The 26,273-nt window shown below is 69.4% G+C and carries 29 protein-coding genes; 15 read left to right on the top strand and 14 right to left on the bottom strand.

Annotated features, from left to right (window positions below; all coding sequences use genetic code 11):
- Window positions 1–46 precede the first annotated feature (46 nt).
- Window positions 47–1,150, bottom strand: coding sequence for an agmatine/peptidylarginine deiminase (locus tag ACFWF2_RS21865; RefSeq protein ID WP_379309276.1), 1,104 nt, complete (start codon window positions 1,148–1,150; stop codon window positions 47–49).
- Window positions 1,151–1,331: 181 nt separating this feature from the next.
- Between ACFWF2_RS21865 and ACFWF2_RS21870 the strand changes: the two genes are divergently transcribed.
- Window positions 1,332–2,285: an alpha/beta fold hydrolase gene (locus tag ACFWF2_RS21870; RefSeq protein WP_379309277.1), complete on the top strand. Its 954-nt coding sequence runs from the start codon at window positions 1,332–1,334 to the stop codon at window positions 2,283–2,285.
- On the opposite strand, the gene ACFWF2_RS21875 is transcribed toward ACFWF2_RS21870, so the two are convergent.
- Both ACFWF2_RS21875 and ACFWF2_RS21880 read right to left on the bottom strand, forming a co-directional pair.
- Window positions 2,286–3,422 (bottom strand): zinc-binding dehydrogenase, encoded by a 1,137-nt coding sequence (locus ACFWF2_RS21875; protein WP_379309278.1) that lies wholly within the window; start codon window positions 3,420–3,422, stop codon window positions 2,286–2,288.
- A complete protein-coding gene (locus tag ACFWF2_RS21880; RefSeq protein WP_379309279.1) occupies window positions 3,419–3,844 on the bottom strand; it encodes a 4-oxalocrotonate tautomerase family protein in 426 nt (141 codons plus the stop codon). The genes ACFWF2_RS21875 and ACFWF2_RS21880 overlap by 4 nt, the downstream gene beginning before the upstream one ends.
- Before the next feature lie 80 nt (window positions 3,845–3,924).
- Between ACFWF2_RS21880 and ACFWF2_RS21885 the strand changes: the two genes are divergently transcribed.
- Window positions 3,925–4,509, top strand: coding sequence for a TetR/AcrR family transcriptional regulator (locus ACFWF2_RS21885; RefSeq protein ID WP_379309280.1), 585 nt, complete (start codon window positions 3,925–3,927; stop codon window positions 4,507–4,509).
- A 10-nt stretch (window positions 4,510–4,519) separates the two neighbouring features.
- Here ACFWF2_RS21885 and ACFWF2_RS21890 read toward each other — a convergent pair whose 3' ends face one another.
- Entirely contained in the window at window positions 4,520–5,128 is a 609-nt protein-coding gene (locus tag ACFWF2_RS21890) for a class I SAM-dependent methyltransferase (protein ID WP_379309281.1), read from the bottom strand.
- Between the two features lie 146 nt (window positions 5,129–5,274).
- Between ACFWF2_RS21890 and ACFWF2_RS21895 the strand changes: the two genes are divergently transcribed.
- Both ACFWF2_RS21895 and ACFWF2_RS21900 read left to right on the top strand, forming a co-directional pair.
- Window positions 5,275–6,126 carry a DoxX family membrane protein gene (locus tag ACFWF2_RS21895; protein ID WP_379309282.1) on the top strand — a complete coding sequence of 284 codons (852 nt, stop codon included), beginning with the start codon at window positions 5,275–5,277 and terminating at the stop codon, window positions 6,124–6,126.
- A gap of 199 nt (window positions 6,127–6,325) precedes the next feature.
- On the top strand, window positions 6,326–6,616 hold the full coding sequence (locus tag ACFWF2_RS21900; protein WP_379309283.1) for a hypothetical protein: 291 nt from the start codon (window positions 6,326–6,328) through the stop codon (window positions 6,614–6,616).
- A gap of 5 nt (window positions 6,617–6,621) precedes the next feature.
- On the opposite strand, the gene ACFWF2_RS21905 is transcribed toward ACFWF2_RS21900, so the two are convergent.
- On the bottom strand, window positions 6,622–6,945 hold the full coding sequence (locus ACFWF2_RS21905; RefSeq protein WP_379309284.1) for a hypothetical protein: 324 nt from the start codon (window positions 6,943–6,945) through the stop codon (window positions 6,622–6,624).
- 19 nt (window positions 6,946–6,964) lie between these two features.
- Entirely contained in the window at window positions 6,965–7,450 is a 486-nt protein-coding gene (locus tag ACFWF2_RS21910; protein WP_379309285.1) for a MarR family winged helix-turn-helix transcriptional regulator, read from the bottom strand.
- A 74-nt stretch (window positions 7,451–7,524) separates the two neighbouring features.
- Between ACFWF2_RS21910 and ACFWF2_RS21915 the strand changes: the two genes are divergently transcribed.
- Complete coding sequence (locus ACFWF2_RS21915) at window positions 7,525–8,955, top strand: MFS transporter (protein ID WP_379309286.1); 1,431 nt, start codon at window positions 7,525–7,527, stop codon at window positions 8,953–8,955.
- 7 nt (window positions 8,956–8,962) lie between these two features.
- On the opposite strand, the gene ACFWF2_RS21920 is transcribed toward ACFWF2_RS21915, so the two are convergent.
- Window positions 8,963–9,694 carry a helix-turn-helix domain-containing protein gene (locus tag ACFWF2_RS21920; protein ID WP_379309287.1) on the bottom strand — a complete coding sequence of 244 codons (732 nt, stop codon included), beginning with the start codon at window positions 9,692–9,694 and terminating at the stop codon, window positions 8,963–8,965.
- Between the two features lie 62 nt (window positions 9,695–9,756).
- Window positions 9,757–10,491 carry a helix-turn-helix domain-containing protein gene (locus ACFWF2_RS21925; RefSeq protein ID WP_379309288.1) on the bottom strand — a complete coding sequence of 245 codons (735 nt, stop codon included), beginning with the start codon at window positions 10,489–10,491 and terminating at the stop codon, window positions 9,757–9,759.
- Window positions 10,492–10,912: 421 nt separating this feature from the next.
- Here ACFWF2_RS21925 and ACFWF2_RS21930 point away from each other — a divergent pair, with 421 nt between their 5' ends.
- The 3 genes from ACFWF2_RS21930 to ACFWF2_RS21940 all read left to right on the top strand — a co-directional run bounded on the left by ACFWF2_RS21930 (window position 10,913) and on the right by ACFWF2_RS21940 (window position 13,706).
- On the top strand, window positions 10,913–11,497 hold the full coding sequence (locus ACFWF2_RS21930) for a CHAP domain-containing protein (RefSeq protein WP_379309289.1): 585 nt from the start codon (window positions 10,913–10,915) through the stop codon (window positions 11,495–11,497).
- Between the two features lie 188 nt (window positions 11,498–11,685).
- On the top strand, window positions 11,686–12,834 hold the full coding sequence (locus ACFWF2_RS21935; RefSeq protein WP_379309290.1) for a hypothetical protein: 1,149 nt from the start codon (window positions 11,686–11,688) through the stop codon (window positions 12,832–12,834).
- A gap of 161 nt (window positions 12,835–12,995) precedes the next feature.
- Window positions 12,996–13,706 carry a DUF1906 domain-containing protein gene (locus tag ACFWF2_RS21940; protein WP_379309291.1) on the top strand — a complete coding sequence of 237 codons (711 nt, stop codon included), beginning with the start codon at window positions 12,996–12,998 and terminating at the stop codon, window positions 13,704–13,706.
- Between the two features lie 43 nt (window positions 13,707–13,749).
- On the opposite strand, the gene ACFWF2_RS21945 is transcribed toward ACFWF2_RS21940, so the two are convergent.
- Window positions 13,750–14,145, bottom strand: coding sequence for a RidA family protein (locus ACFWF2_RS21945; RefSeq protein WP_379309292.1), 396 nt, complete (start codon window positions 14,143–14,145; stop codon window positions 13,750–13,752).
- Between the two features lie 91 nt (window positions 14,146–14,236).
- On the opposite strand from ACFWF2_RS21945, the gene ACFWF2_RS21950 reads away from it, so the two are divergent.
- Complete coding sequence (locus tag ACFWF2_RS21950) at window positions 14,237–15,202, top strand: helix-turn-helix transcriptional regulator (RefSeq protein WP_379309293.1); 966 nt, start codon at window positions 14,237–14,239, stop codon at window positions 15,200–15,202.
- Here the strand turns inward: ACFWF2_RS21950 and ACFWF2_RS21955 are convergent.
- The gene (locus tag ACFWF2_RS21955; protein ID WP_379309294.1) at window positions 15,199–15,558 is read right to left on the bottom strand and encodes a hypothetical protein; all 360 of its coding nucleotides are present in this window, start codon (window positions 15,556–15,558) and stop codon (window positions 15,199–15,201) included. The two genes, ACFWF2_RS21950 and ACFWF2_RS21955, sit on opposite strands and share 4 nt — an antisense overlap.
- A 103-nt stretch (window positions 15,559–15,661) precedes the next feature.
- Window positions 15,662–16,441, bottom strand: a complete 780-nt coding sequence (locus ACFWF2_RS21960; protein WP_379309295.1) for a hypothetical protein — start codon at window positions 16,439–16,441, stop codon at window positions 15,662–15,664.
- 195 nt (window positions 16,442–16,636) lie between these two features.
- Here ACFWF2_RS21960 and ACFWF2_RS21965 point away from each other — a divergent pair, with 195 nt between their 5' ends.
- Window positions 16,637–17,980 (top strand): mannosyltransferase, encoded by a 1,344-nt coding sequence (locus tag ACFWF2_RS21965; RefSeq protein WP_379309304.1) that lies wholly within the window; start codon window positions 16,637–16,639, stop codon window positions 17,978–17,980.
- 3 nt (window positions 17,981–17,983) lie between these two features.
- Here the strand turns inward: ACFWF2_RS21965 and ACFWF2_RS21970 are convergent, their stop codons facing one another.
- Both ACFWF2_RS21970 and ACFWF2_RS21975 read right to left on the bottom strand, forming a co-directional pair.
- Window positions 17,984–18,277, bottom strand: a complete 294-nt coding sequence (locus ACFWF2_RS21970) for a 4a-hydroxytetrahydrobiopterin dehydratase (RefSeq protein ID WP_379309297.1) — start codon at window positions 18,275–18,277, stop codon at window positions 17,984–17,986.
- A 55-nt stretch (window positions 18,278–18,332) separates the two neighbouring features.
- Complete coding sequence (locus tag ACFWF2_RS21975; protein WP_302872448.1) at window positions 18,333–18,509, bottom strand: hypothetical protein; 177 nt, start codon at window positions 18,507–18,509, stop codon at window positions 18,333–18,335.
- A 124-nt stretch (window positions 18,510–18,633) separates the two neighbouring features.
- Here ACFWF2_RS21975 and typA point away from each other — a divergent pair, with 124 nt between their 5' ends.
- From typA to ACFWF2_RS21995, 4 genes are all read left to right on the top strand, one after another.
- Window positions 18,634–20,538, top strand: coding sequence for a translational GTPase TypA (gene typA / locus ACFWF2_RS21980; protein ID WP_379309298.1), 1,905 nt, complete (start codon window positions 18,634–18,636; stop codon window positions 20,536–20,538).
- Window positions 20,539–20,681: 143 nt separating this feature from the next.
- Window positions 20,682–22,409: an ABC transporter family substrate-binding protein gene (locus tag ACFWF2_RS21985; RefSeq protein WP_379309305.1), complete on the top strand. Its 1,728-nt coding sequence runs from the start codon at window positions 20,682–20,684 to the stop codon at window positions 22,407–22,409.
- Window positions 22,391–23,299 (top strand): N-acetyl-1-D-myo-inositol-2-amino-2-deoxy-alpha-D-glucopyranoside deacetylase, encoded by a 909-nt coding sequence (gene mshB / locus ACFWF2_RS21990; protein WP_379309299.1) that lies wholly within the window; start codon window positions 22,391–22,393, stop codon window positions 23,297–23,299. The genes ACFWF2_RS21985 and mshB overlap by 19 nt, the downstream gene beginning before the upstream one ends.
- A gap of 14 nt (window positions 23,300–23,313) precedes the next feature.
- Window positions 23,314–23,757, top strand: a complete 444-nt coding sequence (locus ACFWF2_RS21995; protein ID WP_379309300.1) for a hypothetical protein — start codon at window positions 23,314–23,316, stop codon at window positions 23,755–23,757.
- 1 nt (window position 23,758) lies between these two features.
- On the opposite strand, the gene ACFWF2_RS22000 is transcribed toward ACFWF2_RS21995, so the two are convergent.
- On the bottom strand, window positions 23,759–24,502 hold the full coding sequence (locus ACFWF2_RS22000; protein WP_379309301.1) for a TetR/AcrR family transcriptional regulator: 744 nt from the start codon (window positions 24,500–24,502) through the stop codon (window positions 23,759–23,761).
- A gap of 137 nt (window positions 24,503–24,639) precedes the next feature.
- On the opposite strand from ACFWF2_RS22000, the gene ACFWF2_RS22005 reads away from it, so the two are divergent.
- Window positions 24,640–26,157 (top strand): MFS transporter, encoded by a 1,518-nt coding sequence (locus ACFWF2_RS22005; protein WP_379309302.1) that lies wholly within the window; start codon window positions 24,640–24,642, stop codon window positions 26,155–26,157.
- The last annotated feature ends 116 nt before the right edge of the window (window positions 26,158–26,273 follow it).

The raw sequence follows: 26,273 nt of genomic DNA on the forward strand, positions 1-26,273 counted from the left end.
CTCACAGTAGGGGCCGGGTGCCCGGCGGCGAATGCGCCGGGGTGGCTCAGTCGACGGGTTCCTGCTGGGTGGTGCAGTGGATGCCGCCGCCACCTGCGGCGATGCCGTCGATGTTGATCTGCACCACTTCGCGGCCGGGGAACAGCCGCGTGAGGGTGGCCGCGGTGGCGCTGTCGGCGGTGGGGTCGCCGAACTCGGGGGCGATGACGGCGCCGTTGCAGACGTAGAAGTTGATGTAGCCCGCGGCGAAGTCGTCGTTCTCGAACCGCTCGCGCACGGTCGACGGGCCGGTCAGCACCTCCACCTGGAGGGGGCGGCCGTGGACGTCGGTGGCCGCGCGCAGGATATCGAGGTGACGCCGGGTGACGTCGTAGTCGAAGGAGTCCGGGTCGTTGTCGAGTCCGGCGACGACCACGCCGGGGCCGGTGAAGCGGGCGTAGAAGTCGGTGTGGCCGTCGGTGATGTCCTGGCCCGCGATGCCGGGTAGCCAGATCACCTTCTTGATGCCGAGCAGGTAGTCGAGTTCCTCCTCGACGTCGCGCTTCTTCCACCCGGGATTGCGATTGTTGTTGAGCACACAGCTCTCGGTGATGATCGCGGTGCCCTCGCCGTCGACCTCGAGAGCGCCGCCTTCGAGCACCAGGTCGGTGTGCCGGGTTTCGACGCCGGCGCGGGCGGTGACGAACTCCGCGACCCTCGCGTCGGCGCGATGCTCCTGCTTGTCGCCCCAGCCGTTGAAGTTGAAATCGACACCGGCCTTGGTGTTTCCGCTGCGCACGAACACCGGGCCGGTGTCACGCATCCACAGGTCGTCGAGGTCGGTGGGGATCAGTTCCACGTTCGCGGTGCCGATCAGGCGCTGGGCCTGCGCCATCTCCCTGGCGCGGACCAGCATGGTGACCGGTTCGAAGCGGGCGATCGTGGTGGCGATGGTGGCCAGATTGCGCTGCACCTCGGGCACCAGGTCCGCGCCCCAGATCCGTTCGTCGGCCGCGAAGGCCATCCAGGTGCGCTGGTGCGGCTGCCCCTCCTCGGGCATGAGCCAGGTCCTTCCGTCGTCGTCGACCGGTGTGCTGGTGTCGTCACAGCCGGCCCACAGGACACTGCTGAGGGCGGCCATCGTGGTCTGGACGAATGTGCGTCGTCGCATCTGTCTGCTCCTTCTGGGCTATCGACCACGGTAGACCCTGACTGAAAATTTAGTCAAGGTGGCACCTTGGTGGGGATTTCGCACACCTTCGGGGGAGCGGGCTCAGCACTCTGGGCCCTGATGGCGGCGTCCGATCCGGCGCAGAGTTGATCCTGTCACCGCACGCCAACCGGAGGTTCCGATGTCGAACATCAGCACCAACGCCCACTCGGCGCAGCGTCGTGTCTCGGTGTCGACCGGTGACGGGGTGCGACTCGCGGTTCGCGAATACGGGCGGCGCGACGCCGACCTGACGATTGTCCTCGTGCACGGGCACTGCCTGCGCACCGCGTCGTGGGCCGCCGTGCGCGCCGCCCTGCTGCGTGACTACCCCGGCGCGCGAGTCGTCTGTTACGACCATCGCGGCCACGGCGACTCGGCCATGGCGTCCAGGCAGACCTACAACCTCGAACAGCTCGGCCACGACCTGCACGACGTGCTCGACGCCGTCGCGCCCACCGGGCCGGTCGTGCTGGTCGGTCATTCGATGGGCGGCATGACCGTGCTGACCTACGTCAGCCGATACCGGCACGAGGTCGGTACCCGCATCGTCGGTGTCGGACTCGTCGCGACCGCGGCGAGCGGCCTCGCCGACGCCGGTTTCGGACGGCTGCTGCGCAACCCGTCCATCTCCGTCTTCCAGACGGCCGTGCGGCGTGCGCCGCGCCTGATGCAGCACGCGAAGGTGGTGGCCTGCAAGGTTTTCGCCCCCGTCGTGCGCGCCGCCGAGTTCGGTGATCGCAAGGTCAGCCCCCAGGTGCTCGCGCTGGCCGAGGCGATGCACAACGCGACATCGATCGTGACGATGGCGAGCTTCCTGAGCGCTTTCAAGGACTTCGACCGCACCGACGCGCTGGCGCTGCTGTCGACGATCCCCACCCTGGTTCTGTGCGGCTCCGCCGACCTGATGACGCCCCCGTCGCATTCGGTCGCCATGGCCGCCGCGGTCGACTACGCGGACTTCGTGATGATCGGCGGCGCCGGCCACTCGGTGATTCTCGAACGGCCCCGGCTGGTCGCCGAGGCCATCGCCCGGCTGGTCGGCCGGGCGAGCGGCGAGCAGGGCGAGATCGCCGGCCTGGCGCTCGCCGCCTGACTAGGCGGTGACGCCAAGTGGTGGCCGATGCAGGACGAGCTTGGTCGTATGGGCGCGGTAGGCCTCGGGGGCGTCGTCCCAGTCGGCCAGCAGGGTCGTGACCGTCTCGGCGGGGAATTCGGTCCCGGCGATGAAGTCGAGCAGGTCCGGTAGATGCGGACGGACATGGGACACACCGATTTTCAGTGTCGCGTCGTTCGCGTACATGTGCATCAGCGGCACCTTGGTGCCCGGCGCGAGGTAGTAGCCGACCGGGGTGCAGATTCCGCCAGGCCGCAGGGCGCGCAGGGCCGCGTCGACACCAGCGGCGGTGGAGGTGCCTTCGACGGCGATGTCGTAGTTCCGTGCCGGCAGGCCGGCGCGGCGGAGTTTGCCCTTGGCGACCGGATGCGCTCGGGCGCCGAGCTTTTCGGCGATCGCGAGTCGTTCTGGCCGGTGGTCTACGTAGTCGACGACCTCGGCGCCGTGCGCGACCGCCAACCCCGCCGCGTAGAGCCCGATGCTCTGCGCCGCACCGCCGAGGACGAGCACGGACCCGCCGGGACGTTCGGCGAGCGGGCCGACGACGCAGCGCCAGGCATCGGTGAGATTGTCACTGGCGGCGGCGATCCGCAGCGGGTCGACCCCGGCGGGCACCCTGACAAGCATGTGGTCGGCGTAGGGGATGCGCAGCAGGTCGGCGACCATGCCGCCCCACGGTCCACTGGCGGGGCCGAACCCGAATGCCGCCAGCGTGCTGGTCCGGGTCGTCGAGCACTTGGCGGTGAGCCCGCGCCCGCATTCGGGGCATTCCCCGCACGAGACCGCCCACGGCACGACCACCACGTCACCGGGGACCAGCCCCGTGACATCGGCACCGACTTCGACGACCTCGGCGATGCATTCGTGGCCGATGCCGAACGGGCCGCGGAACGGGACGTCCCCGCAGATGCTCGCGACGACCGGATCTATGAATCCGGCCCGCAGCCCGGCCTGCATGGCGCGGGACACGTGCCTGTGGATGGGCATGGTGTCGCCGTCGCAGCGTCCGGCGACGAACGGGCGGACGATCGCGTCGCGGGGTTCCGACAGGACCGGGTCGGGTCGTTCGCGCCAGGCCAGGTGGTGGGCGCGGACGAGTTGCAGCTCCCGCGTCACCCGCGTTCTCCGGCCGCGAGCGCCTTCAGTTCGGCGAACCGGATGATGTTGCCCGCGGCGCCCCACGTGCCCTCGGGCTGTTCGTGGATGAGCACCCACACGCGCAGCGCGTCGGCCTCGGTGAGTCCGGCGGCGGCGAGGACATCGTCGGTCACCTGCTTGACCAGGCCCGCCTTGCGGCGTTCGGACAGCGCTCCTTCGGGCACGGTGGCGTCGACCCGGAAGCGCGGCAGGTCGTCTTCGGCGGTGCCGAACGCGCCCGCGGGCACCTCGTGGATCAGGCACCAGGCCTGGGCGCGGAAGAACGCGGTGTCCGGTGCGCCTTCCCAGGTGAGCAAGGTCGTGGCGAGCGTCTTCTGCAACTGCTGCCGGATATCGCCGGTCAGGACGCCTTCGGGCAGCGTGAGCTGGATCATCGGCATGGGGAACACCTCCGTTATAACGACTGTTATAGATTGGCGACGGTACGCTATGACGGTCGTTATGGTCAAGGAGGTGCTGGATGGCGCAGTCGGATGCGCGCGATCGATTGGTGGCCGGTGCGGCCGACATGCTGCGGCGCCGTGGCCTGAACGCGACCAGCGTGCGGGAGCTGGCCAAGCACTCCGGCGCGCCACTCGGCTCGACCTACCACTACTTTCCCGGCGGCAAGTCGCAGCTGGCCGCCGAGGCCGTTCGCCTCGCGGATGCGCTCACGGTGCGCAAGCTGACCGCCGAGTTGCCCTCAGGTCCGGTCGACGGCCTGCGTGCCTTCGTCGCCATGTGGCGAAAGATCGTGGTGGACAGCGACTTCGAGGCCGGATGTCCGGTGCTGGCGGTGTCGGTGGAGGACCAGCCCGCCGACGACGACGAACCACGGCGCGCGGCCGCCGAGGCCTTCGATCATTGGACCGACCTGCTCGCCGGATCTCTGCGTGAGCACGGCGCGACCGCCGACGCCGCCGACCGGACCGCGACCCTGATCGTGGCCTCGATCGAGGGCACCGTCGCGATGTGCCGGGCCCAGCGCAGCATCCTCCCGCTCGACCGGACCGCCGAGGCGTTGGAAGGCGTCGTCCAGGCGGTCATCGCGCCCGTTGTGGACTGACCGAGCCGGGCTACTGCTCGCGTGCGGCCGCGAGCATCGCGTGCGGGCGGACCTCGCCGACGCGCGGGCGTCGCTGCCGTTCGAGTTCGGTGAAACCGGCCGAGCGCAGTAGTTCGGACATTTCGTCGACCGGCCAGCGATAGGCCGATGTCACTTTGTGCGGGAACATTTCCACGTGCTCGGTGCTGTCGAAGAAGCCGATCACCAGGCGTGCGCCCGGTGCGAGAATCCGGCCGAATTCGGCCAGGATGCCGGGTAATTCGGCGGGTGCGAAATGGATCAGTGAGAACCACGCGAGTACGCCGCCGATTGCTGCGGCAGGGGCGTCGATGGCGCGCAGCGAATCGACGCGGAACGGCACGTCGGGGTATCGGGATCGCGCGTGGGCGACGAACTCGGGAACGAGATCGATGCCGGTGACGGACAGGCCTGCCTGGTGCAGGACCTGGGTGAAATGGCCGGGACCGCAGCCCAGGTCGAGGACCGGACCCTCGGCGTCCGCGAGGTGGCGCAGGACGAAGGCGGTGTCGTCGGGGTCGAGGTCGGCGGGACTGCCGAACAGGTCGATGTACAGCTCGTTGATCGCGCTGTAGGCGGTGCGGACGGTGGCATCGGACACGAGGTCGACGGTAGCGCGCCCATCGTCGGGTCAGACACTGGACAGGGCATGCTCCAACCGATGGATCGTTTGTGCCCGCGGGTCCCGGGTAGTCGAATGGGGAGGAGCCGTACGCACTCCCCAGTCGTAGACGAAGGGATCCGACGATGCCGATCAAGCCTGTTCGCCGCGTTGCTCGCACGCTGCTGGCGACGACATTCGTAGCCGGGGGCGTCACCGCGTTGATGAATCCGAAACCCCGTGCCGCGGCGGCGACCGCGCTGGCCGACAAGGGCAGGGCCGACCTGCCCGACTCGCTCGCCGCGCGGGTGCCCGACGATCCGAGCCGCTTCGTGCAGATCAACGCCGCCGCGCAGATCGCGGCCGGGTTGTTGCTGGCCAGCGGGCGGGCGCCACGACCTGCCGCGCTGGTACTGGCGGCGACGGTCGTGCCGGGGACGGTCACCGAGCAGGACTTCTGGGCCGAGTCGGATCCGGACAAGAGGGCGGCCAAGCGGGCGGGATTCCTCAAGGATCTCGGACTGCTCGGCGGTCTGTTGATCACGGCGTCCGACACCGCGGGCAAGCCGTCGCTGGGCTGGCGGGCCAGGAAGGCGCTGGCGCACCGGGAACCGGAGGGCGCGGCCTTCGTCGACGCGGCCAAGGTCCGTGGCGCGCACCTGGCCGAAGTAGCGGGCGAGCAGGGTTCCCATCTGGCCCACGTGGCCCGCGAGCGTGGCCCGCAGCTCGCCGAGGCGGCGCGGGAACGGGGGGCGCATCTGGCCGAGGTCGCCAAGGAGCGTGGTCCCGAGTTGGCCGAGGTCGCGCGGGAACGGGGCGCGCATCTGGCCGAGGTCGCGAAGGAGCGGGGTCCCGAGCTGGCCGAGGCCGCGCGGGAACGGGGTTGGCACCTGCTCGATATCGCCAGGGCGCGCAGCGCGTACGCGGCCGAGATCGCGCGCGAGCGGGCCGAGCGGCTCGAAGCGGCGGCGCGGGAACACCGGCCCGCCGCTCGCTGAGAATTCCACTGCCCCGAGATCCGTGGTCTGTCGAACTCGGCGACCGCGGCGGAGAATAAACACGGGTCGGGCCGTGTCGCCGAAAAATGCCCTCCGAGAACAGCGCAATGGGGTCAATCCCCGCGAATCGGGCTCGGGGGGTAGTTTCGGCATGAATACTGCATATTCGCAGTGCATTTCGGAGAGTGGGATTCATCTGATGTTGTCCGGTCGTGAAACGTCCAAGCCGCATGCCGTTCGAGTCGCCGTGGTCGGCGTCGCGGTGACGATCGGGCTGCTCGGCGCTGCGGCGCCGGCCTCGGCGCTGCCCGGCTCGGGCTCGGGGACCGGGTCCGCCACCGGATCCGCCGATCTGGCAACGGGCTCGGCCTCCGGATCTTCGGCGGCGGGCGCGGCGGGTGCCGCGGGCGCCTACCTGACCTGGCAGTCGGCGCAGTTCATCCAGAAGACGATCCAGCTGCTGCTCGCCGCCCCGCGTAATCAGCTGTAGGACAGCTACTTCCAGGCCCGTTCCCAGCGCTCGGCCGCCCAGTCCCGCACGTCGGGACTGAGCGCGATCGCGGGTAGCAGCAGCGCGAAGCCGATGGCAAGCACGGCCAGCCGCACCCACACGCTGAGTTCGCCGAGGGCGCGGAGCAGCGCGGGCAGCACGCAGATCGCCGCGAGGACGACGAGGACGATCGCCGCGAGATTGCGGCCGGGGCCCGCGATCAGCGCGGCGCAGGTGCCGAAGCACAGGCCCAGGACCAATCCGCCGACGCCGACGAAGTAGTTGTCCCAGGCGAGCCAGCTCGGGCGGGTAGACCGTTGAGTGACCACGCGGCGGAGCTTAGCGCGCTCAGCTCTCCGTGCGCGGAGGTCTGGGCCACGGGTTTTCCTCGATCCGCTCGACCGAGCGATTGAACTTCTGCATGAGCCTGCTCAACTCGCTGACATCCGCGGCGTCCCAGTCGGCGACGACGGCGCCGATGCCCGCGGCACGATGCTTCTGATCCGAAGCCAGCGCGGCCCTGCCCTCGGCCGTGGCGCGCACCTTGCGGGCGACGCCGCCGTCGGGGTCGGGCACCCGTTCCACCAGTTCCTGCTTCAGCATCGCGCCGACCTGGCGGTTGATCGTGGAGATGTCGAGCTGGAACGCCTCCGACAGCTCGCGCAGGCTCAGTGGTTCGCTCAGCTCCAAGCGGGTGAGGATGAGGAACGCGGAGCGGTCGAGCAGGAAGCCGGGTCGGCGTCGCGCCGTGGCGAGGGAGTGGCGCGAAATCAGGTTCAGCTCGAACACCAGGCGGGTGAACGGGGTGTCGTCGACGGGGCCGGAATCGGACATACGCCAACTATGTCGCGTGGATCACCGCGAATCCAAATTGTGTACGATACACATGCTGTGTACGGTGCATATTTGTGTCTGTAACCGCAGCCGACGTCACGCCGGCCACCCCTGAAACCCGCGGCGTCTCGCCTGCCGTGCTCATCGCGGTGCTCAGTACCGTCGGCGTCGTCGTCTCGCTCATGCAGACGCTGGTCATCCCGATCATCCCGTCGCTGCCCGGCCTGCTGAACACCTCGGCGTCCAACGCCTCCTGGGTGGTCACCGCGACGCTGCTGGCCGGCGCGGTCTCCACGCCCATCGCGGGCAAGCTCGGCGACATGTTCGGCAAGCGGCTGGTGCTCGTCGCCAATCTCGGCTTCATGATCGTCGGCTCGGTGATCTGCGCGAGCTTCTCCTCGCTGGTGCCCGAGATCGTCGGCCGCTCGCTGCAGGGCGCCGCGGTGGGCGCGATCCCGCTCGGGATCAGCATCATGCGCGACGAACTGCCCGCCGAGAAGGTCGGTGGCGCGATGGCCGTGATGAGCGCGACCCTCGGCGTCGGCGGCGCGGTCGGCCTGCCGTTCGCGGCCGTGATCGCGCAGAACGCGAACTGGCACATGCTGTTCTGGACCGCCGCCGGGCTCGGCGCGGTGTGCGCGGTGCTGGTGTTCGTCTTCGTGCCGGAATCGCCGGTGCGCACGCCGTCGAAGTTCGACTTCGGTGGCGCGGTCGGGCTGTCCATCGCGCTGCTCACGCTGCTGATCGGCATCACCAAGGGCGCCGACTGGGGCTGGGCCGGCGCCTCGATCCTCGGCCTGTTCGCCGTCTCGCTGGTGAGCTTCCTGCTCTGGGGTTTCTACGAATTGCGGCAGAGCTCGCCGCTGGTCGACCTGCGGGTCTCGGCGCGACCGCGGGTGCTGTTCACCAACCTGGCCTCGATCGCGGTCGGCTTCGCGCTCTACGGCATGTCGCTGACGTTCCCGCAGCTGCTGATGGCGCCCACCGCGACCGGCTACGGCTTCGGCTTGTCGATGGTGGCCGCGGGTCTGGCGATGGCGCCGGGCGGTGTGGTCATGATGCTGCTCTCGCCGGTGTCGGCGCGGCTGTCGGCGAAGAAGGGGCCCAAGCTGACGCTGGCCCTCGGCTCGGCGGTGATCGGCCTCGGCTATCTCTTCGCGGTGCTGCTGATGGACAGTGTCTGGCAGATCGTGGTCGCCGGGATCATCGTCGCCGGTGGTGTCGGCCTGGCCTACGCCGCCATGCCCGCGCTGATCATGGGCGCGGTGCCGATCACCGAGACCGCCGCGGCGAACGGCCTGAACTCGCTGATGCGTTCGGTCGGCACCTCCACCTCGGCCGCGGTGATGGGTGTGGTCCTGGCGCACATGACGATGCAGCTCGGCCCGCACGTGCTGCCCTCGCGCGAGGGTTTTCACGCCGCTTTCTATATCGCGATCGCCGGTGCGGTCGTCGCGATCGTGCTGACCGTCTGCATCCCGATCCGCAAGACCGACCAGCGCTGAATCGCGGTCAGTCGATCTGTTTCGGGGCGTAGACGACCAGCGACCATTCCCGGCGCGGGATGAGCGACGCGCCGAGGGAGTGCACCGTCATGGCTGTCGTCGCGCCGGTTCGCGGGTCGCGGCAGTACATCACCGGGTCGTCGAGGCTGTGCGGCGCGGCCGGATCGCTGGTCCAGAACTTCGTCCACTCGGGCGCGGTGGTGCAGGCTTCGACGATCTCGGCGATCCGCTGCTGAGACGCCAATCCGGGCCCCATGACCCGGAACCCGTAGACGCACATGTGCACCTGCTGTTCCCAGTCGACCAGCGCGGTCTTGGCGCGCGGGTCGAGCAGCATCCACTCGAGCATCGAAATGCCCGTCTCCAGCCCGGGGAAGAACAGTCCCCACGCCGCGTTGGTGGCCACGACATCGAACGTCGGGTGCATCTGCAGGCTGGCCGGGTGCGTGATCCCGTCGAGCAACACCTGGTCGGCGGGTCGCACCAGGGGTGGCGACACGGGGTCGTAGCGGCTGGTGATCGACAGGGAGATCAGGTGGTCACGCATCACCTCGGGGACGGTGAGCGCATCGAACAGCGCGGTCAGCGCTTCGAGCGTCGGCGGGCGGGTGCCCTGCTCGATCTTCTGGATGAGTGCGGGCGAGATGCCGGCCGCGGCGCTGAGCGCGGCACGGGTCAGCCCCGCTGATTCCCGGCGTTCGCGCAGGTAGCGCGCAATCGGCGGATACGGGTTCTCCACGTTCGCACTCCTCGTTCATGACCGATGGGGACACGGGGCGATGGGCAGGGCCGGGAAAGAGACTAGGCGGTCGTCTTCGGCACCAGGACAACCAAGGACCAGTTGCGGCGTGGCAGTGCGAAATCCAGGTTGTGCATCGCCAGCGCTGTCGGCTCGCCGGTGTCGACGTCGCGCACCAGGAGTTCGGGGTCGTCGATGCCATAGGGCGGCTGCGGCTCGGTCGTCCACAGCCGTTCCCACTCCGGGGCGCGGGAGCAGGACGCGACGAGTTCGTCGATCCGTGCCCGCGGCACCAGACCCGGGCTGGTCATCCGGAAACTGAAGACACTCGCGTGGATCTGCCGTTCCCATTCCATGACCACCGAGCGGGCCGCCGGGTCGAGCAGCATCCATTCGAGCAGCGTCGTTCCCGGCGCGAGCCCGGGGAACTGCCGCGCCCAGGCGGCGTTGATCGCCAGGACGTCGAAGGTGGGGAACACCTGCAGGCTGGCCGGATGGGTGATGCTGTCGAGGAGCTTGCGCTCGGTCGCGGGGACGGCCGCGTCGACCGGTGCCGGTTTGTCGTATCGATGCGACAGCGACAGCGACACGAGGTGATCGCGGAACGGGTCGGGGATCGCCAACCCGTCGCACAGCGCGGTCAGTGCCTCCAGCGTGGGGGTGCGGGTGCCCTGCTCGATCTTCTGGATGAGCGCGGGCGAGACGCCGGCGATGGCGCCGAGGGCCGCTCTGGTCAGCCCGGCGGATTCGCGGCGTTCGCGAAGGAAGCGCGCGATCGGTGCATGCGGGTCTTCCACGCCACTCCCTCGTTGGGGTCGCTGGGACAAATTGGGACAGTCGTCTAGCTTGACCGAGGGTAAAGCGTTCGCAAAAATTCTCACAGCCGGGCGGGGGAAAACCGCACGGCTACCAGTTCAGCGCAGCACGGTGATCCAGGCCGACGTCTGCGCTGGTCAGGTCGGTGGGTTCCGGAGCGGTACGTGTTCGAAACCACGTCCGCGCCCCGTGCGTGGACGTCGCCGGAGGGGACGGCACGCACGCTGGATGCGCGCCGAGAGCGCGGTAGCGAGCCGATACCCGGGTGGCGCAGGGGTCCACCCGGTGATCATGCTCCCACCCGGCCCGCTCCGGAGCCCACTATCCCGTGACCCGATCCGGGAACCACGGGCGCCCCCGGTTCGTCTTAGAGAGCAGAAGACAGAACGAAAGCGGGGGGCGATGACGCAAGTACAGGCCGGATCTACCGGCCGCACAGCGCGCTGGTTGCTCGGGATCTCCGGGCTGCTCGCGGTGACGGCCGTGGTGGTCGTCGGACTCGTGTGGTGGCAGCACGATTGGGGCGAGCCGTTCCCCACCCTGGACAGCGAACACCTCGACGAACAGCAACTCGCTCTGGTCGAGGTGCTGCGCCGCGAATACGAGCACCCCGGCGACGGACCGAAATACGCCGAGGGCGTCGAGGAGGCCTGGTGCGCCGACTTCGTCAGCTGGACGATGCGCGCGGCGGGCAGGCCGCTGGCCAACCCGAACTCCGGTTCGTGGCGTATTCCCGGCGTCTACACGCTGGAGGAGTACTACCAGAACGTCGGCCGATTCACGCCGGGCGACGTCGGCTACCGCCCCCGTCTCGGCGATGTGGTGCTCTACGGCCCGTCGAGCCCGCTGGGTCAGCACACCAACATCGTGCTGAAGGCCGACGGCGATTCGATCACCACCATCGGCGGCAACGAAATGGGCTCGGTGCGGGTCCGGACGATCGAACTCGCCGAAACCACCGATCTGGTGGGCTACGGCCGTTTCTGAAATCGATTGTCGCTCAAGACAACTGCCCTTATCCGGAACGGCGGCACTCTGTGGGTACCCGTACGATGGAATCGGTGGCGCCCGGCAGCGCCCCGGCCGACCCCTCCGTCCTGCTTCCCCCTCATCGGCAGGACGGGGGAGTTGTGCCACCAACCGGGGGTTTCCCTTCGTCACGTACCGTGTCCGATGTGCGCGAGAAGGTGGCCGGGGAGGCACGGCGAGACCCGATGTGGATCGAGTATGCCGATTTCGGCGAGCGTTTCGTCACCTACGCGGTGACCGAGGAGCGCATCGCGGCGGCCGTCGCGGGCATGACCGGCCGTGGCGTGACGATCGGACCGTTCTCGCTCGGCCCCGCCGGACTGGCGGGTTTCGTCGCCGAAGGCACGCTCGGGACACCCGTCGTCACCCGCAATCCCGGTGACGCGCTGACCTTCGGCGTGCGGGTGCCGCTGACGCTGGCCGTCAACCTCGTGCTCGGTGGCCGCAAACTGGGCCTGGCCGCCGTCGTCGAGATCGGGCTGACGCTGCACGCGCGCACCGCCCAACCGCTGCTGGTGGTGATCGACGTAGCCCCGGTGACAGCCAGGGACGTGAGCTTCACGCTGCGCGCCGAGGCCATCGACACCGCCTGGGAAATGCTGCTCGACCCGATCGCGGGCCTGGTGCAGCGCGAGGTCGCGAACCGGGTCAACGCCATCGTCGGCGATCCGAAGGTCCGTTCCGAGCGGGTGTTCGACATCGAGGCGATCCTCGACGGCTACCGCTCGCCGCATCGCCACGACACCGTCTTCGAGTGGATCGACTTCCGCGAGTTCGGCCTGCGGTTCTTCGCCGACATCGTCACCAGGGACCGGGTGCACGACGTGGTCGGGCAGATGGCGGGCAGCCAGATCGCGATCGGCCCGCTGTCCGAGGGCCCGCGTGGCGCGGCCACGGTGACCGTGCGCGGCGCGATCGAGCAGCCGCGCGTCATCGACCGCGGGGTGGCGGAGCCGGGTGCCGCGCGCGTGTTCGACATGACGCTGCCGGTGGGGCTCGACATCACCGTCGACGTGCTCAAGGCCAACCACTATCGCGCCGACCTGGAGATTCCGCTGGTCCTCACGGCCAGGGCCGCCGAGCCGCTGCAGATCGTCATCGACGTGCCGCCGCCCGCGCTCGAGGACATCTCGATGGAGTTCACGGCGAAGGGGCTGCGCGCGGCCACCCTGGCCCGGCTGGCCGGGATCAAGCGGCAGGTGGTTGCCCAGGTCGTCGCCGTGGTCAGCACCGAGCTGGCCGACCCGACGGGCCGCACCATCGACGTGGGCGCGGCCATCGACAGCGCCACCTGACCCGTGTGACTGCTGGGACGAAAGTGACCTTTGGTTCTGGCGGTTCCCCTGGGGTTGTGGTGAAATGAGTGAACGTTCGAGGCTCCCGGCGCGCGGGATACGGGGAAGGCGCGCCGGGCACGCTGCCGGTGGAAGGTCGGGTTGCGCGAAGGAGTCCTGCGATGCGTTCTGTTCCGGTGACCCGGCGTGAGTTCTTCGGATTCACCGCCGCCGCGGCCGCTGTCGGTCTCGGTGTGTCCGCCGCGCCCGCCGCGGCCCGATCCTTCGGCACCCTCGTCGACTACGCCGCGGGCGTGCCGTCCGCCGAGTCGATCAGGGCCGCCGGGCACATCGGCGTGATCCGCTATGTCTCCGACCGCAGGCCGGGCGCGGAGTGGATGGAAGGCAAGCCCCTGCTGGCCGCCGAGGTCGAGGATCTGCGGTCCGCGGGGATGTCGATCGTGTCGAACTACCAGTTCGGCAAGGGCCCGACGGCCGACTGGCGTGGCGGGCTGGAGGCGGGCAAACAGCACGCCGAACGCGGCTGGGCACTGCATACCGCGGCGGGCGGCCCCGACACCGCGCCGATCTACGCCTCCATCGACGACAACCCGTCCGAAGCGGAATTCGACGAGATGATCGCGCCCTATATCGAAGGGTGGCAGTCGGTGCTCGGCGCCGAACTCGTCGGCATCTACGCCAACACCCCGACCATCGACCGCGCGCTCGACGCAGGCCTGGGTTCCTGGTTCTGGCAGCACAATTGGGGCACCCCGAAGGGCTACGTGCACCCCGGTGCGCAGCTGCATCAGTTCGAGATCGACAAGCGCGCTATCGACGGCGTCGGCGTCGATCTGAATCGGGTGCTCGCCGAGGATTACGGCCAGTGGTGAACTCGCCGCCCCCGCCGGTGCGACCGGAGGCGGCGAGGTGGCGTCAGTCGACGGCGGTTCCCTCGAGCTCGATCAGCTGGCCGGGAATCGCCAGCCGGGTGACCCCGAGCATCGTGGTCGCCGGCGCCACTCCGGCAGCGCCCAATCGTGCGGCCAGTACGCCGTAGTGCTGGAACAGCAGATCGACGTCGGTGGTGTAGACGTTGAGCCGCACGAGGTTCGCCAGCGTCATGCCCGCCTCTTTGAGCACACCCTCCACGTTGTCGATGCTCAGCGCCAGCTGCGCTGCCATGTCACCGTCGTGCTCGGGCGTGCCCTCGCCGCTCATCGCGGTCTGCCCGGAGCAGTACAGGGTCCGGGTGTGCCCGGAGACGAGCTCACCCTGGTTGAATCCCCGCTCCACCGACCACGTCACCGGGTTGACTGCCGTTCGTTCCACTGCCAGCTCCATTCGATTCGTTCGAAGTACGTGGTAAGCCTCGCAACGAATCACGACATCCTGTGTCGTGTATTCCCGGTAGATTTTTCGTATGCGTGCGGACCGGTTGGTGTCGCTGGTGCTGCTGCTGCGCCAGCGGGGCAGGCACACGGCGACCGAGCTGGCCGAGGAGCTGGAGGTGTCCACCCGCACCGTGTTGCGCGATATCGAGGCGCTGTCCGCGGCCGGTGTCCCGGTCTTCGCCGAACGCGGCAGGCACGGCGGTTTCGCGTTGCTCCCCGGGTTCCGGACCGAGCTCACCGGGCTGAACCACGACGAGGCGCTGGCCCTGCTGGTCGCCGGATCACGGCGCGGCGCACAGGCATTCGGCCTCGGCTCGGCGCTGGCTTCGGCGATGCTCAAGGTCGTCGACGCGCTCCCCGCCAGCTATCGGGACACCGCGGCCGATGTGGCCGAGCGCTTGCTCATCGACCCCGAGACCGATCTGCTCTCGCGTCGCCTGGTCGCCGAGGAAGTGCCGGGCACCATCTTGGCCGAGGTTCGCCGCGCGGTGTTCGCCGGAAACAAGCTGCGCATCCACTACGCGGCCGTCGACCAGGACCCGACGTGGCGCACGGTGGACCCGATCGGGCTGGTCGTCGTTCGCGACCAGGGTTATCTGCTGGCCACGAGATCCGGCGCGGACCGCACCTACCGGCTGTCGCGGGTGCTGGCTGCCGAGGAACTCGCCGAACCGGCACAGCGGCCGGACCGGGTCGATCTGGATCTGGCCTGGCAGGAACGCAGCACACGGTTCCGGACCGGTGGCGACCAGATCGCCGTGCTGGTACGGATGAACCCGGCGCGGCGGGAGGATCTGGTGAGCACCGCGCTGGCTGTGCGCACCGAGGAACCCGACACGGACGGGTGGCTGCGGCTCGAGGTGAGTTTCCAAGACGCGCGTCACGCCGAATGGGCGCTGTGGCAGCTCGGCACCGACGCCGAAGCCCTGGCCCCGCAGTCGTTGCGCGCTGCTCTGCGCGACCGCGCCGCCGCGATCGCGACCCGCTACGCCTAGGTCTGACAGTGGCAGGTCGGCGCGAGCCGCAGTTCCGGCTCGTCGTCGGGGACAACGCGCAGCGTCGGCCTGCCTTCGGGCGCGGCATGCACGCCGAGCCATGACAGCAGCGACCAGCGCGACAGGCCCGACAGCGCCGAGCCCAGGCTCACGAACGAGCCGGAGGAGATGGCCGACCCGAACGAGCCGACCGAGCCGATGGACAACACCGAACCGACGCTGCCGATCGACAGCACGGAATAGGCCGAACCGATCGACAGGATCGAACCCTCGGATCGGTACGACAGGATGGAGCGGCTCGAGCGCCGACTCCGAATCGACCGAGCATCGCGGGATGAAACTCGTGTGGTCGCCATGGTTCTCGGTCTACCACATCGGGATGCCCGCGGGAACCCGTTGACAACGACAGAGCCCGGCCGGTTCCCGAGGGGAACGGACCGGGCTCGGTGCGTCGATGACCTAGACGGTGAAGAAGCCCAGGGTCGGCAGGAAATTGCAGGTGCGGGGAGCGGCGCCCTCGGCCTGCGTGGTCAGTGAACCGGAGACGACGGCGACGACACGGCCGTGGCCGGTGCTCGCGATGGCCGACAGGGTGGCCGGGCCGCCCGGGTTGATCTTGGCCTCGTCGGTCAGTGTCTGCACCGCGGACTGACGGGTGTCGAGGTTGAGCCACTGCACCGTCATCGGCGGGTTCTGCTCGGCGGTCGGCGCCTTGGTGCCGAGCGCGGTGAACACGAAACCGGCCTGACCGGCGGCGACGCCGGGCGGGGGCAGCTGAGCGGGACCGGCGACGGCCAGCGCGGTGCCGACCGAGTCCGCGCCGTCACCGATGCAGCCCTTGCCGATCGTCGGGTACAGGAACTGCGCGATGACCGGGCCGTCCTGCGGGATGTCGGGACCGCCGCCGCCGCTGCCGTCGAGGAAGGTGATGATCCGCTCGAGCGTGGCCTTGATGGCGGGCGGCAGGTTCAGGGTGGCCAGCAGGGCGCGCGCCTGGTCGAGCAGGGCGGTCTGCGGGCTGGCGACGTCGGCGGGGCCCGCGATCAGGCCCGCGACGGCGGGGGCGAAGGCGGCGAGCGCGTCGACCGGGACGCCCTCGGGCACCATCGGAACGCTGATCGGCGCGGCCTGCGCGGCAGGCGCGGGAGCGGCGATGGTCGACGCAGGCGCGGCGAGCATGGCGCTGGCCGCAATGGCGAATGCGGTCGTTGCGATCCGCGATCCTCGGCTACGAAGCACTTGTCCAGCCGTCCTTACCTCGGTGTTGCGATGGGGCGAGGGTGTCGAGCCCTTCGATGTCGGGGTCACTCTAAGGACATGGCTGCCGTGTTGTACAGCCGCCTGGCCCGTGGCGGCGCATCGACCGAAACCCGTGTTCATCGACGCTAGCCCCCACCGCTGTTACGGCTGGGGATGTTGATGCAAATGTTACCGATGGTGTCGCGCGCCTACGCGTCACCCGTGCGCGTGGCCGCCCACGCTCGCACGGTTAAGGTGATCGAAGCAACGCGACGCGGCGCCGACGCCACCCATACGACCGAAAGCCTGGCATTGAACCGACACCTCCGATGGGCTCTCGCGCTGCTCGGATTGTCCGTGCTCGCCAGGCTGTGCTGGATGTTGTTCGCCGAGAACGGGCTCAATGTCGTCGATCTGCACGTCTATGTCGACGGGTCGGCCGCGCTGCTCACCGATCGGCTCTACGACTTCACCTACGCGGAGAAGACGCCCGACTTCCCGCTGCCGTTCACCTATCCGCCGTTCGCCGCGCTGGTCTTCTTCCCCCTGCACTACCTGCCGTTCGCCGCGGTCGCGGTCGGCTGGATGCTGGCCACGGTCGCCGCGCTCTACGGCGTCATCCGGATCAGTTTCGAACTGCTGCTCGGCGCCGAACGGGCCAGGCAGACGCGCTGGATCACCGCGGCGGTCGGGTGGACGGCGCTGGGCGTCTGGCTCGAGCCGGTGCGGACCACCATCGACTACGGCCAGGTCAACGTGTTCCTGGTGTTCGGCGCGATGCTGGCGGTGCGCAGTGCGCGCTGGTGGATCTCGGGCACGCTGGTCGGCGTGATCGCGGGCATCAAGCTGACGCCCGCCATCACCGGCCTGTACTTCGTCGCCCGCCGCCGCTGGGTGACGGTGCTGTGGTCGGCGGCGGCGTTCGGGCTGACCGTCGCTGTGAGTTTTCTCATCAACGCGCACGAGGCGCGACGCTACTTCGGCACGCTGCTCGGCGACGCCGACCGGATCGGGCCGGTGGGCTCGGTATGGAATCAGTCGCTGCGCGGCACGCTGAGCCGGATCCTCGGCTACGACGTGCAGTCGGGGCCGTGGTGGATCGCGGCGGTGCTGGTCACTGCGGTGCTGGCGTTCCTCGCCTGGCGCACGCTCGGCCCGGACGACCGGCTCGGCACCCTGGTGCTGGTGCAGCTGTTCGGGGTGATGATCTCGCCGATCTCCTGGTCGCACCACTGGGTCTGGCTGATCCCGACCGTGCTGTGGCTGCTCTACGGTCCGCTGCGCGCCGAGCGCACCGCGCGGATCATCGCCGGGTTCTGGGTGCTGACGATGCTGATCGGCGTGCCGTGGGTGCTCTCGTTCGCGCAGCCGACCATCTGGACGATCCCGCGGCCGTGGCCGCTGGCCTGGCTGGGCGCGGTCGACGTCATCGGGGTGTTCGTGCTGCTCGGCTGGCTGGTCTGGCACGGCCGCGACACCCTGCGTACACAGGCGCGCGCCATCGCCCGTCGGCCCGCGGTCGAAGTTCCGGCGGGCTGAGGCTCAGCCGCCGACGATCTCGTCGATGGTGTGCGCGAGCGCGGTGTCGTTCGCGGTCAGGCCACCCACCGAGTGTGTGCTCAGGGTGAAGCGCAGTGTGCGCCACCGGATATCGATGTCGGGATGATGGTCGGCCGCCTCGGCCGCCGTGGCGACCCGGCGGACCAGATCGATGCCGGCCGGGAAAGAGGAAGCCTTGAATGTGCGGGTGATCGCGTCGCCGTCGCGCGACCACTCCGGCAGCGTGGCCAGGGCGATGGTGATCTCGGGGTCGGAGAGCAATGCCGGTTTACCCATACCAGCAGTTCTACGCCTCGTTCGGGCAGCACGCATCGCCCGCCGTCGACCAGCCTCAGGCCGCGCGCGCCTTCTTCAACGCCTTTTTGAGATCTTTACCGCACACTCCGGCGGCCTCGGCCTTCTTCATCCGCATGATGACGACGGGGCATTTGAAGCAGCGCGTCTTCTTCCTGCAGCACTTTTTCTTAGGCTTGAGGCTGGAAACCTTCTTCGCCTTCACCTTGCCCATGCGGGTTAGCGTATCCTAAGTACAAAGCCTGACACGTGCGTGCCACTCCCGTACCGGTACGGTGTAACAGGCCGCGATGCCAGATGAATGCGCGCCAATACACCAACAGCAGGAGGATTGAGGCGTGTCGTCTACACGCGATTTTCGCAACGTCGCCATCGTGGCCCACGTCGACCACGGCAAGACGACGCTGGTCGACGCCATGCTTCGTCAGTCGGGCGCGTTCGCTGAGCGAGCCGAACTGGTCGACCGGGTCATGGACTCCGGAGATCTCGAGCGCGAGAAGGGCATCACCATTCTCGCCAAGAACACCGCGGTGCACCGGCACCACCCCGACGGTTCCGTCACCGTCATCAACGTGATCGACACCCCCGGCCACGCCGACTTCGGTGGCGAGGTCGAGCGCGGCCTGTCCATGGTCGACGGTGTCGTGCTGCTCGTCGACGCCTCCGAGGGACCGCTGCCGCAGACCCGGTTCGTGCTGCGCAAGGCGCTCGCGGCCAAGCTGCCGGTGATCCTGGTCGTCAACAAGACCGACCGCCCCGACGCCCGGATCTCCGAGGTCGTCGAGGAGTCGCACGACCTGCTGCTCGACCTGGCCTCCGACCTCGACGACGAGGCCGCCGAAGCCGCCGAGCTGGCGCTCGACCTGCCGGTCCTCTACGCCTCCGGCCGTGAGGGCAAGGCCTCCAAGGAGCAGCCCGAGAACGGTTCGGCGCCCGACGCCGAGAACCTCGACGCCCTGTTCGACGTGCTCATGGAGAACATCCCGGCGCCCAAGGGCAACCCGGAAGCTCCGCTGCAGGCCCACGTCACCAACCTCGACGCCTCGGCGTTCCTCGGCCGTCTCGCCCTGGTCCGCGTGCACAACGGCGAGCTGCGCAAGGGTCAGAACGTCACCTGGATCAACGCCGACGGCGCCAAGCAGGTCAAGATCACCGAGCTGCTGCAGACCATCGGTGTCGAGCGTCAGCCGGGCGAGGTCGCCGTCGCCGGTGACATCGTCGCGATCGCCGGTATCCCGGACATCATGATCGGCGACACCCTCGCCGACGTCGACAACCCGGTCGCGCTGCCGCGCATCTCCGTCGACGAGCCCGCCATCTCGGTGGTCATCGGCACCAACACCTCGCCGCTGGTCGGCCGGGTGCAGGGCCACAAGCTGACCGCCCGCATGGTGAAGTCGCGCCTCGACCAGGAACTGATCGGCAACGTGTCGCTGCGGGTGCTCGACATCGGCCGTCCCGACGCCTGGGAGGTGCAGGGCCGTGGTGAGCTGGCGCTGGCCATCCTGGTCGAGCAGATGCGCCGCGAGGGCTTCGAGCTGACCGTCGGCAAGCCGCAGGTGGTCACCAAGACCGTCGACGGCAAGGTGCACGAGCCGTTCGAAGAGCTGACCATCGACTGCCCCGACGAGTACCTGGGCGCGATCACCCAGCTGCTGGCCGCCCGCAAGGGCAAGATGGTGCAGATGAGCAACCACGCCGCCGGCTGGGTGCGCATGGAGTTCATCGTCCCGTCGCGTGGCCTGATCGGCTTCCGCACCGTGTTCCTCACCGAGACCCGCGGCACCGGCATCGCCAACGCCGTCTCCCACGGCTACGCGCCGTGGGCCGGTGAGATCCGCGCCCGCCACACCGGTTCGCTGGTGTCGGACCGCGCGGGCACCGTCACCCCGTTCGCGATGATCCAGCTGGCCGACCGCGGTCAGTTCTTCGTGGAGCCGGGCTCGGACACCTACGAGGGCATGGTCGTCGGCATCAACCCGCGTGCCGAGGATCTCGACATCAACGTCACCCGCGAGAAGAAGCTGACCAACATGCGCAGCGCGACCGCGGACACGTTCGAGACCATGGCCAAGCCGCTCCAGCTCGACCTCGAGCTGGCGATGGAGTTCTGCGCGGGCGACGAGTGCGTCGAGGTCACCCCCGAGGTGGTTCGCGTGCGCAAGGTGGTGCTCGGCGCCAACGAGCGTGCTCGCGACCTGTCGCGCCGCAAGGCCCGCGACCGCGCGGTGAGCAACTCCTGATCGAGTTCTGACAGTGGGACGGTACTTCGGTACCGTCCCACTGTCGTTTTCGCAGAGACCGGTGCCATGATCCGGACAGATGGGCGAGGTAGGGTGCCAGAGTGAGTTCGGGGGTCAGACGCGCAAGGTGGCGCGTGGCGGTGATGGTGATGGCGGCCTCGACGGCGGTCGTCGCCGGTTGCACCGCGAATCCACCGCCGCCGATCGAGAGCACCGATTCGCCCAAGACCACCCAGGCCAAGCCGGGGAAGAACACCGTCGTGGTGGCGATCGACGACATCGGCATCGGCTTCAATCCGCATCTGCGCTCGGATCAGTCGCCCGCGACGAACGCGGTGAGCTCGATGGTGCTGCCGAGCCCGTTCCGGCCGGTGCCTAATCCGTCGCTGCCGGGCGTGGTCGACCGGGTGCCCGACGCCTCGCTCATCGAGTCGGCGGATGTGACGGCCCAGGAGCCGTTCACCATCACCTACACGCTGCGCAATCAGGCCAACTGGTCCGACGGCGCCCCGATCGCGGCCGAGGACTTCCGGTTCCTGTGGCAGCAGATGACCACCCAGCCCGGCGTGGTCGATCCGGCGGGCTACCGGCTGATCTCGGACGTGGCGTCCTCCGGTGGCGGCAAGACGGTCACCGTGACGTTGACCCAGCCGTATCCGGCCTGGCGCGAACTGTTCTCGAACCTGCTGCCCTCGCACCTGGTGAAGGATTCCCCTGGCGGGTTCACCAGCGGCCTGGTCGACCGGATTCCGGTCTCCGGCGGCAATTTCACGATCAAGTCGGTCGACCGCGGTCGTGACGAGATCCTGCTCGAGCGCAACGACCGCTTCTGGGGTACCCCGGCAGCGCCCGACCAGATCCTGTTCCGCCGCGGTGGAACTCCCTCGCAGCTGGCCGAATCGCTGCGCACCGGTGACGCGCAGATGGCGCTGGTGCACGGCGGGGTGGCGACCCAGGCGCAGCTCGCGGCGATCCCCTCGGTGCGGACCAACATCATGCCGCAGGCCCGTGAACTGCAGCTGGCGCTCAACGGCCGTTCCGGCGACCTGACCGACGTGCGGGTGCGCAAGGCGGTGCTCGCCCTGCTCGACCCGGCGCTGCTGGCCACCGTCGGCGCGCAGACCGGCGGGTGGGTGGAACCCGCGCGCGCACAGGTACTTCCGCCGTCGAGCCCCGGCTACACCCCGACCGCGCCGCCGCGCCCGAGCACCGAGGAGGCGTTCGCGCTGCTGGCCGAGGCCGGTTTCGGGCGCGCGCCGGAGACACCGCAGACCGGTTCGCCGACCTCGCCCGCGCCGCGGCCGCGGTCGGTGGCCCGCAACGGCAAGGGGCTCTCGGTGCGGATCGGCGCCGTCATCGAGGACGCGCAGGCACTGGCCGTCGCGAACACCGCCGCCGACCAATTGCGCAGTGCCGGTATCGAAGCCACGGTCCGCGGCCTGCCCGCCGACGAGCTGTACGGCAAGGAACTCACCGAGTCGGGGATCGACGCGATCGTGGGCTGGGAGCTGGCAGGCGACGATCCGGCGACCGTGCTCGCCTCGCGCTACGGCTGCCCGCCGGTGGAGGTGGCCGGCGCGGACAGCAGGTCGCTGGCCGCCGCCGAGGCATACCGCAAGGCGCCGAGCAATATCGGTGGCGTGTGCGATCCGGGCCAGCAACCCTCGATCGACGAGGCGCTGCGCGGTATCGACGTGCCGCGCATCCTGACCGAGGCCGAACCCCGGCTGTGGGAACTGTCGACCGTGCTGCCGATCGTGCAGGACAATGTCGTCGCCGCGGCGGGCCCGCGGGTGGACGGTGTGTCGCTGTCCGGGGCGATCCAGGTCGGCATCTTCGGAGATACGGCGCAATGGCGGAGGCTCCCGTGACGCAATCCCACCGTGGCACCGGCGGTCTGCTGCTGGTGCACGCCCACCCCGACGACGAAACCCTCACCACCGGTGGCACGATCGCGCATTACCGCCGCCGCGGCGTTCCGGTCACCGTGGTGACCTGCACGCTCGGCGAGGAGGGCGAGGTCATCGGCGAGCGCTGGGCGGGCTTGATCGCCGGCGAGGCCGACCAGCTCGGCGGGTACCGCATCGCCGAACTCACCGCCGCGCTGGCCGCACTGGACGCCGGCGAGCCGTGGTTCCTCGGCGGCGCCGGCCGGTGGCGCGATTCCGGCATGGCGGGCACGCCGTCGGCCGAGCATCCGCGGGCCTTCGTGAACTCCGGTGACGCCGCGGTCGAGGCGCTCGTCGCGGTCCTGCTGGAACTGCGCCCGCGCGTGGTCGTCACCTACGACCCACGCGGCGGCTACGGCCACCCCGACCACATCCGCGCTCACCAGATCACCACCGCCGCCGTCGCCGCGGCCGCCGAGCGGGGCTGGGACGTCCCCAAGTTCTACTGGACCGTCACCGACGGCGACCTGCTGCGCCAGCACACCGCCGCCCTGGCCCGCCGCACCGTCGACGAGCTGCCCGGCGCGCTGCCCGCCGGCTGGCGGTTGCCGATCGAAGCCGAGCTGGCCGCGATGTCGACCAGCGGCGTGACCACCGTGGTCGACGTGTCCGACGCGGTCTCGGCCAAGCGGGCCGCGATGCGCGCCCACGCCACCCAGGTCACCGTCGCGCCAAGTGGCCGGGAGTTCGCCCTGTCCAACAATATCGCGCTGCCTGTCCTGCCGGAGGAACACTTCACCCTGGTGCGCGGCACGCGTGGCCAGGTCGGGGCGGACGGGTTCGAACACGATCTGTTCGCCGGTCTCGAGTGAATAGACTCGCCGCCATGGTGACCGACTCCGATCAGCCCGCAGGCACCCCCACCGCCGTGCTGCGGTCCGTGCGCCTGCCCGCCCGGCTCGACCCGGTGATCTCGGGTCTGATCGTCGTACTGCTGCTCGTCGACGCGCTGATCACCCTGGCACTCGAGGTGCTGTTCCTGCCGCTCTATCTCGGCACCCTCGCGTTTCCGGTGGCCGCGCTGCTGGCGGCGCCGATCAATGTGGCTCTGGTCTACGGCATGGAATCGGTGACCGACCGGCTCGGCTTCACCTTCGCCCCGATCGTGGTGTGGGTCTTCGGATTCCTCGTCGCCTCCTCGCGCGGGCCCGGTGGTGACGTGCTGCTCGGCAGCGACGGACGCACCCTGCTCCTGCTGGCCTGCGGGGTGCTCGCGCCGCTCGCCTACCTCTACTACCGCGCGAATTTCGGTCTGTTCCGGTCGAGCTGAGTCAGCCGCGCCGGGTTTCGGCGCCGTCCAGGATCAGATCGATGGCCTGGGTGAACCTGCTGACCACCCCGGCCGCCGCTTCGGCCACGACCTGCGGACGCTGGTCGACGTAGCGCCGGTGCAGGCGTGGGTACTGCGTCGACGCCGCGGCGCTGGCGGCCATCACCCGGTCGACCCACTGCTGGGTGGGCAGCCCGCTGCGGGCGACGGTCATCACCATGGCCGCTTCGTTGGCGCTGGAGCCGACGATGAACTGGAAGACCGTGTTGGTGGTGACGTCGACGACCTCGTCGTCGAAGCCGCCCGCCTCCACGATGGCGAGCATCGAGTCGGTCAGCCGCATCATGTTGGGCCCCAGGTAGGTCAGGGCCGCGTTGCTCAGCACGATCGTGATCCACGGGTGCGTCAGCAGGGTCGCGCGCAGGGCGTCGGCCTGCTCGTGCATCGGTGCGCGCCAGTCCTGCGGGTCGGGCCGTGGGACCTTGACCTCGCCGATGACCTGGTCGACGACCAGTTCCAGTAGTTCGTCCTTGTTCGCGACGTGGGTGTAGAGCGAGGTCGCGCCCGCGCCGAGCCGCGCGCCGAGCTTGCGCATGCTCAGTGCGTCGAAGCCCTCGGCGTCGAGCAGGCTGATCGCCTCGGCCACGATCTGGTCCCGGCTGAGCGCGGGCTGGTCGCGCCGTTCGCGGGTGGGCCTGGTCCAGACCGATGCGATCTCGTTCGAGTTCGTGCTGGCCGCGGCCATCGCGTGCCTCCTCCGGTGGGTGATCACGTGCACTGTACGGACATCGTACAACGTTCCCCTTGCGAACATCGTACGCGTAGCCGTACAGTGTTCGACATGCCCGCACGGCGTGCGGAGAACTTCGAGAGGAGAGCATGATGCTCACAACGACTTCCGCGGACGAGAGGGTCCGCAATCCCCGCCGCTGGCTGATCCTGATCGTGCTGTGCCTGAGCTCGCTGGTGCTGATCGTGGACAACATGGTCCTCACCGTCGCCATCCCGCAGATCGCCACCGACCTCGGCGCGAGTTCCCAGCAGATCCAGTGGATCATCGACGCCTACCTGCTGGTGTTCGCCGGCCTGCTGCTCACCTCGGGCAGCCTGTCGGACCGGTTCGGCCGCAAGCTGGTGATGGTGATCGGCCTGGTGCTCTTCGGCGGCGCGTCACTGCTGGCCGCCTATGCGGGCAGCGCCGAGCTGCTGATCGCGGGCCGTGCGCTGATGGGCATCGGCGGTGTGCTGATCATGCCGAGCACGCTGTCGATCCTGATCACCGTCTTCGACGACGACGAGCGGCCCAAGGCCATCGGCGCGTGGAGCGCGGTCGCGACCGTCGGGATGGTCGGCGGTCCGGTCGTCGGCGGTGTGCTGCTCGATCACTTCTGGTGGGGTTCGGTGTTCGTGATGAACGTGCCGATCGCCGCGGTCGCCATCGTGGCCGCGCTGGCGCTGATGCCGGAATCGAAGGGCCCGTGGCGCAAGCCCGACTTCCCCGGCATGCTGACCTCGATCATCGGTATGACCGCGCTGGTGTGGACCATCATCTCGGTGCCGCACGCGGGCTGGACCGACCGCGGTGTGCTGACCGGCTTCGCCGTGACCGTGCTCGCCCTCGGCGCCTTCGTGATTCGTGAACTGCGCACCGACTCGCCGATGGTCCCGCTGCAGCTGTTCCGCAACCGCACCTTCACCGGCTCCAGTTTCTCGCTGGTGCTGGTGACCTTCGCCAACGGCGGCCTGGTGCTCGTGCTCACCCAGTACCTGCAGTTCGTGCTCGACTACTCGCCGATGGAGACCGCCCTGGCCTTCACGCCGATGGCGATCACCCTGCTCGTCGCCAACGGCATCGGCGCGGTGCTGGTCGGCAAGCTGGGCGCGCGGATCGTCACCATCGCGGGTCTGGTCGTCGTCGCCGCGGGCTTCGCGGTGCTCGCGACGCTGGACGCCGGTGCGAGCTTCACCCTGCCCGCCGTCGCGATGGCGCTGCTCGGCGCCGGTGGCGGCCTGGCGATGCCCGCCGCGATCGGTGCGCTGATGAGCGCGGTGCCCGAGGATCACGCCGGCGTCGGGTCGGCGCTCAACGACACCATCCAGCAGGCGGGCGCCGCCCTCGGTGTCGCGGTGCTCGGCGCCGTGCTGGCCGGTACCTTCGCCGGCGCCATGCCGGATTCGGCGCCCGCCGCGGCCAAGGAGTCGATCGCGGGCGCGGTCGGCACCGGCGACGACACCGTCATCGGGCTGGCCAGGGACGCCTTCTGCACCGCCATGCAGGTCACCTTCGGTGTCGGCGCCCTCGCCTCGCTGGCCGCCGCGGTACTCGCGGTCATCCTGATGCGCGATACGAAAGTTGTCGCGGGTCAGGAAGAAACGTCGAAGGAAGCCGTCGCGGTCTAATTACCGCGGTAGCGGCAACGGCCGGGGGTGATTGTCTCCCGGCCGGTGGGCCGCGGCGGGGGGGGGAAGGGGGGGGGGGGGGGTTTTAACCAAAAAAGCGGGCGACGCAAATGGGG

This window comes from Nocardia sp. NPDC060259 (assembly GCF_042728775.1).
GTDB lineage: Bacteria > Actinomycetota > Actinomycetes > Mycobacteriales > Mycobacteriaceae > Nocardia.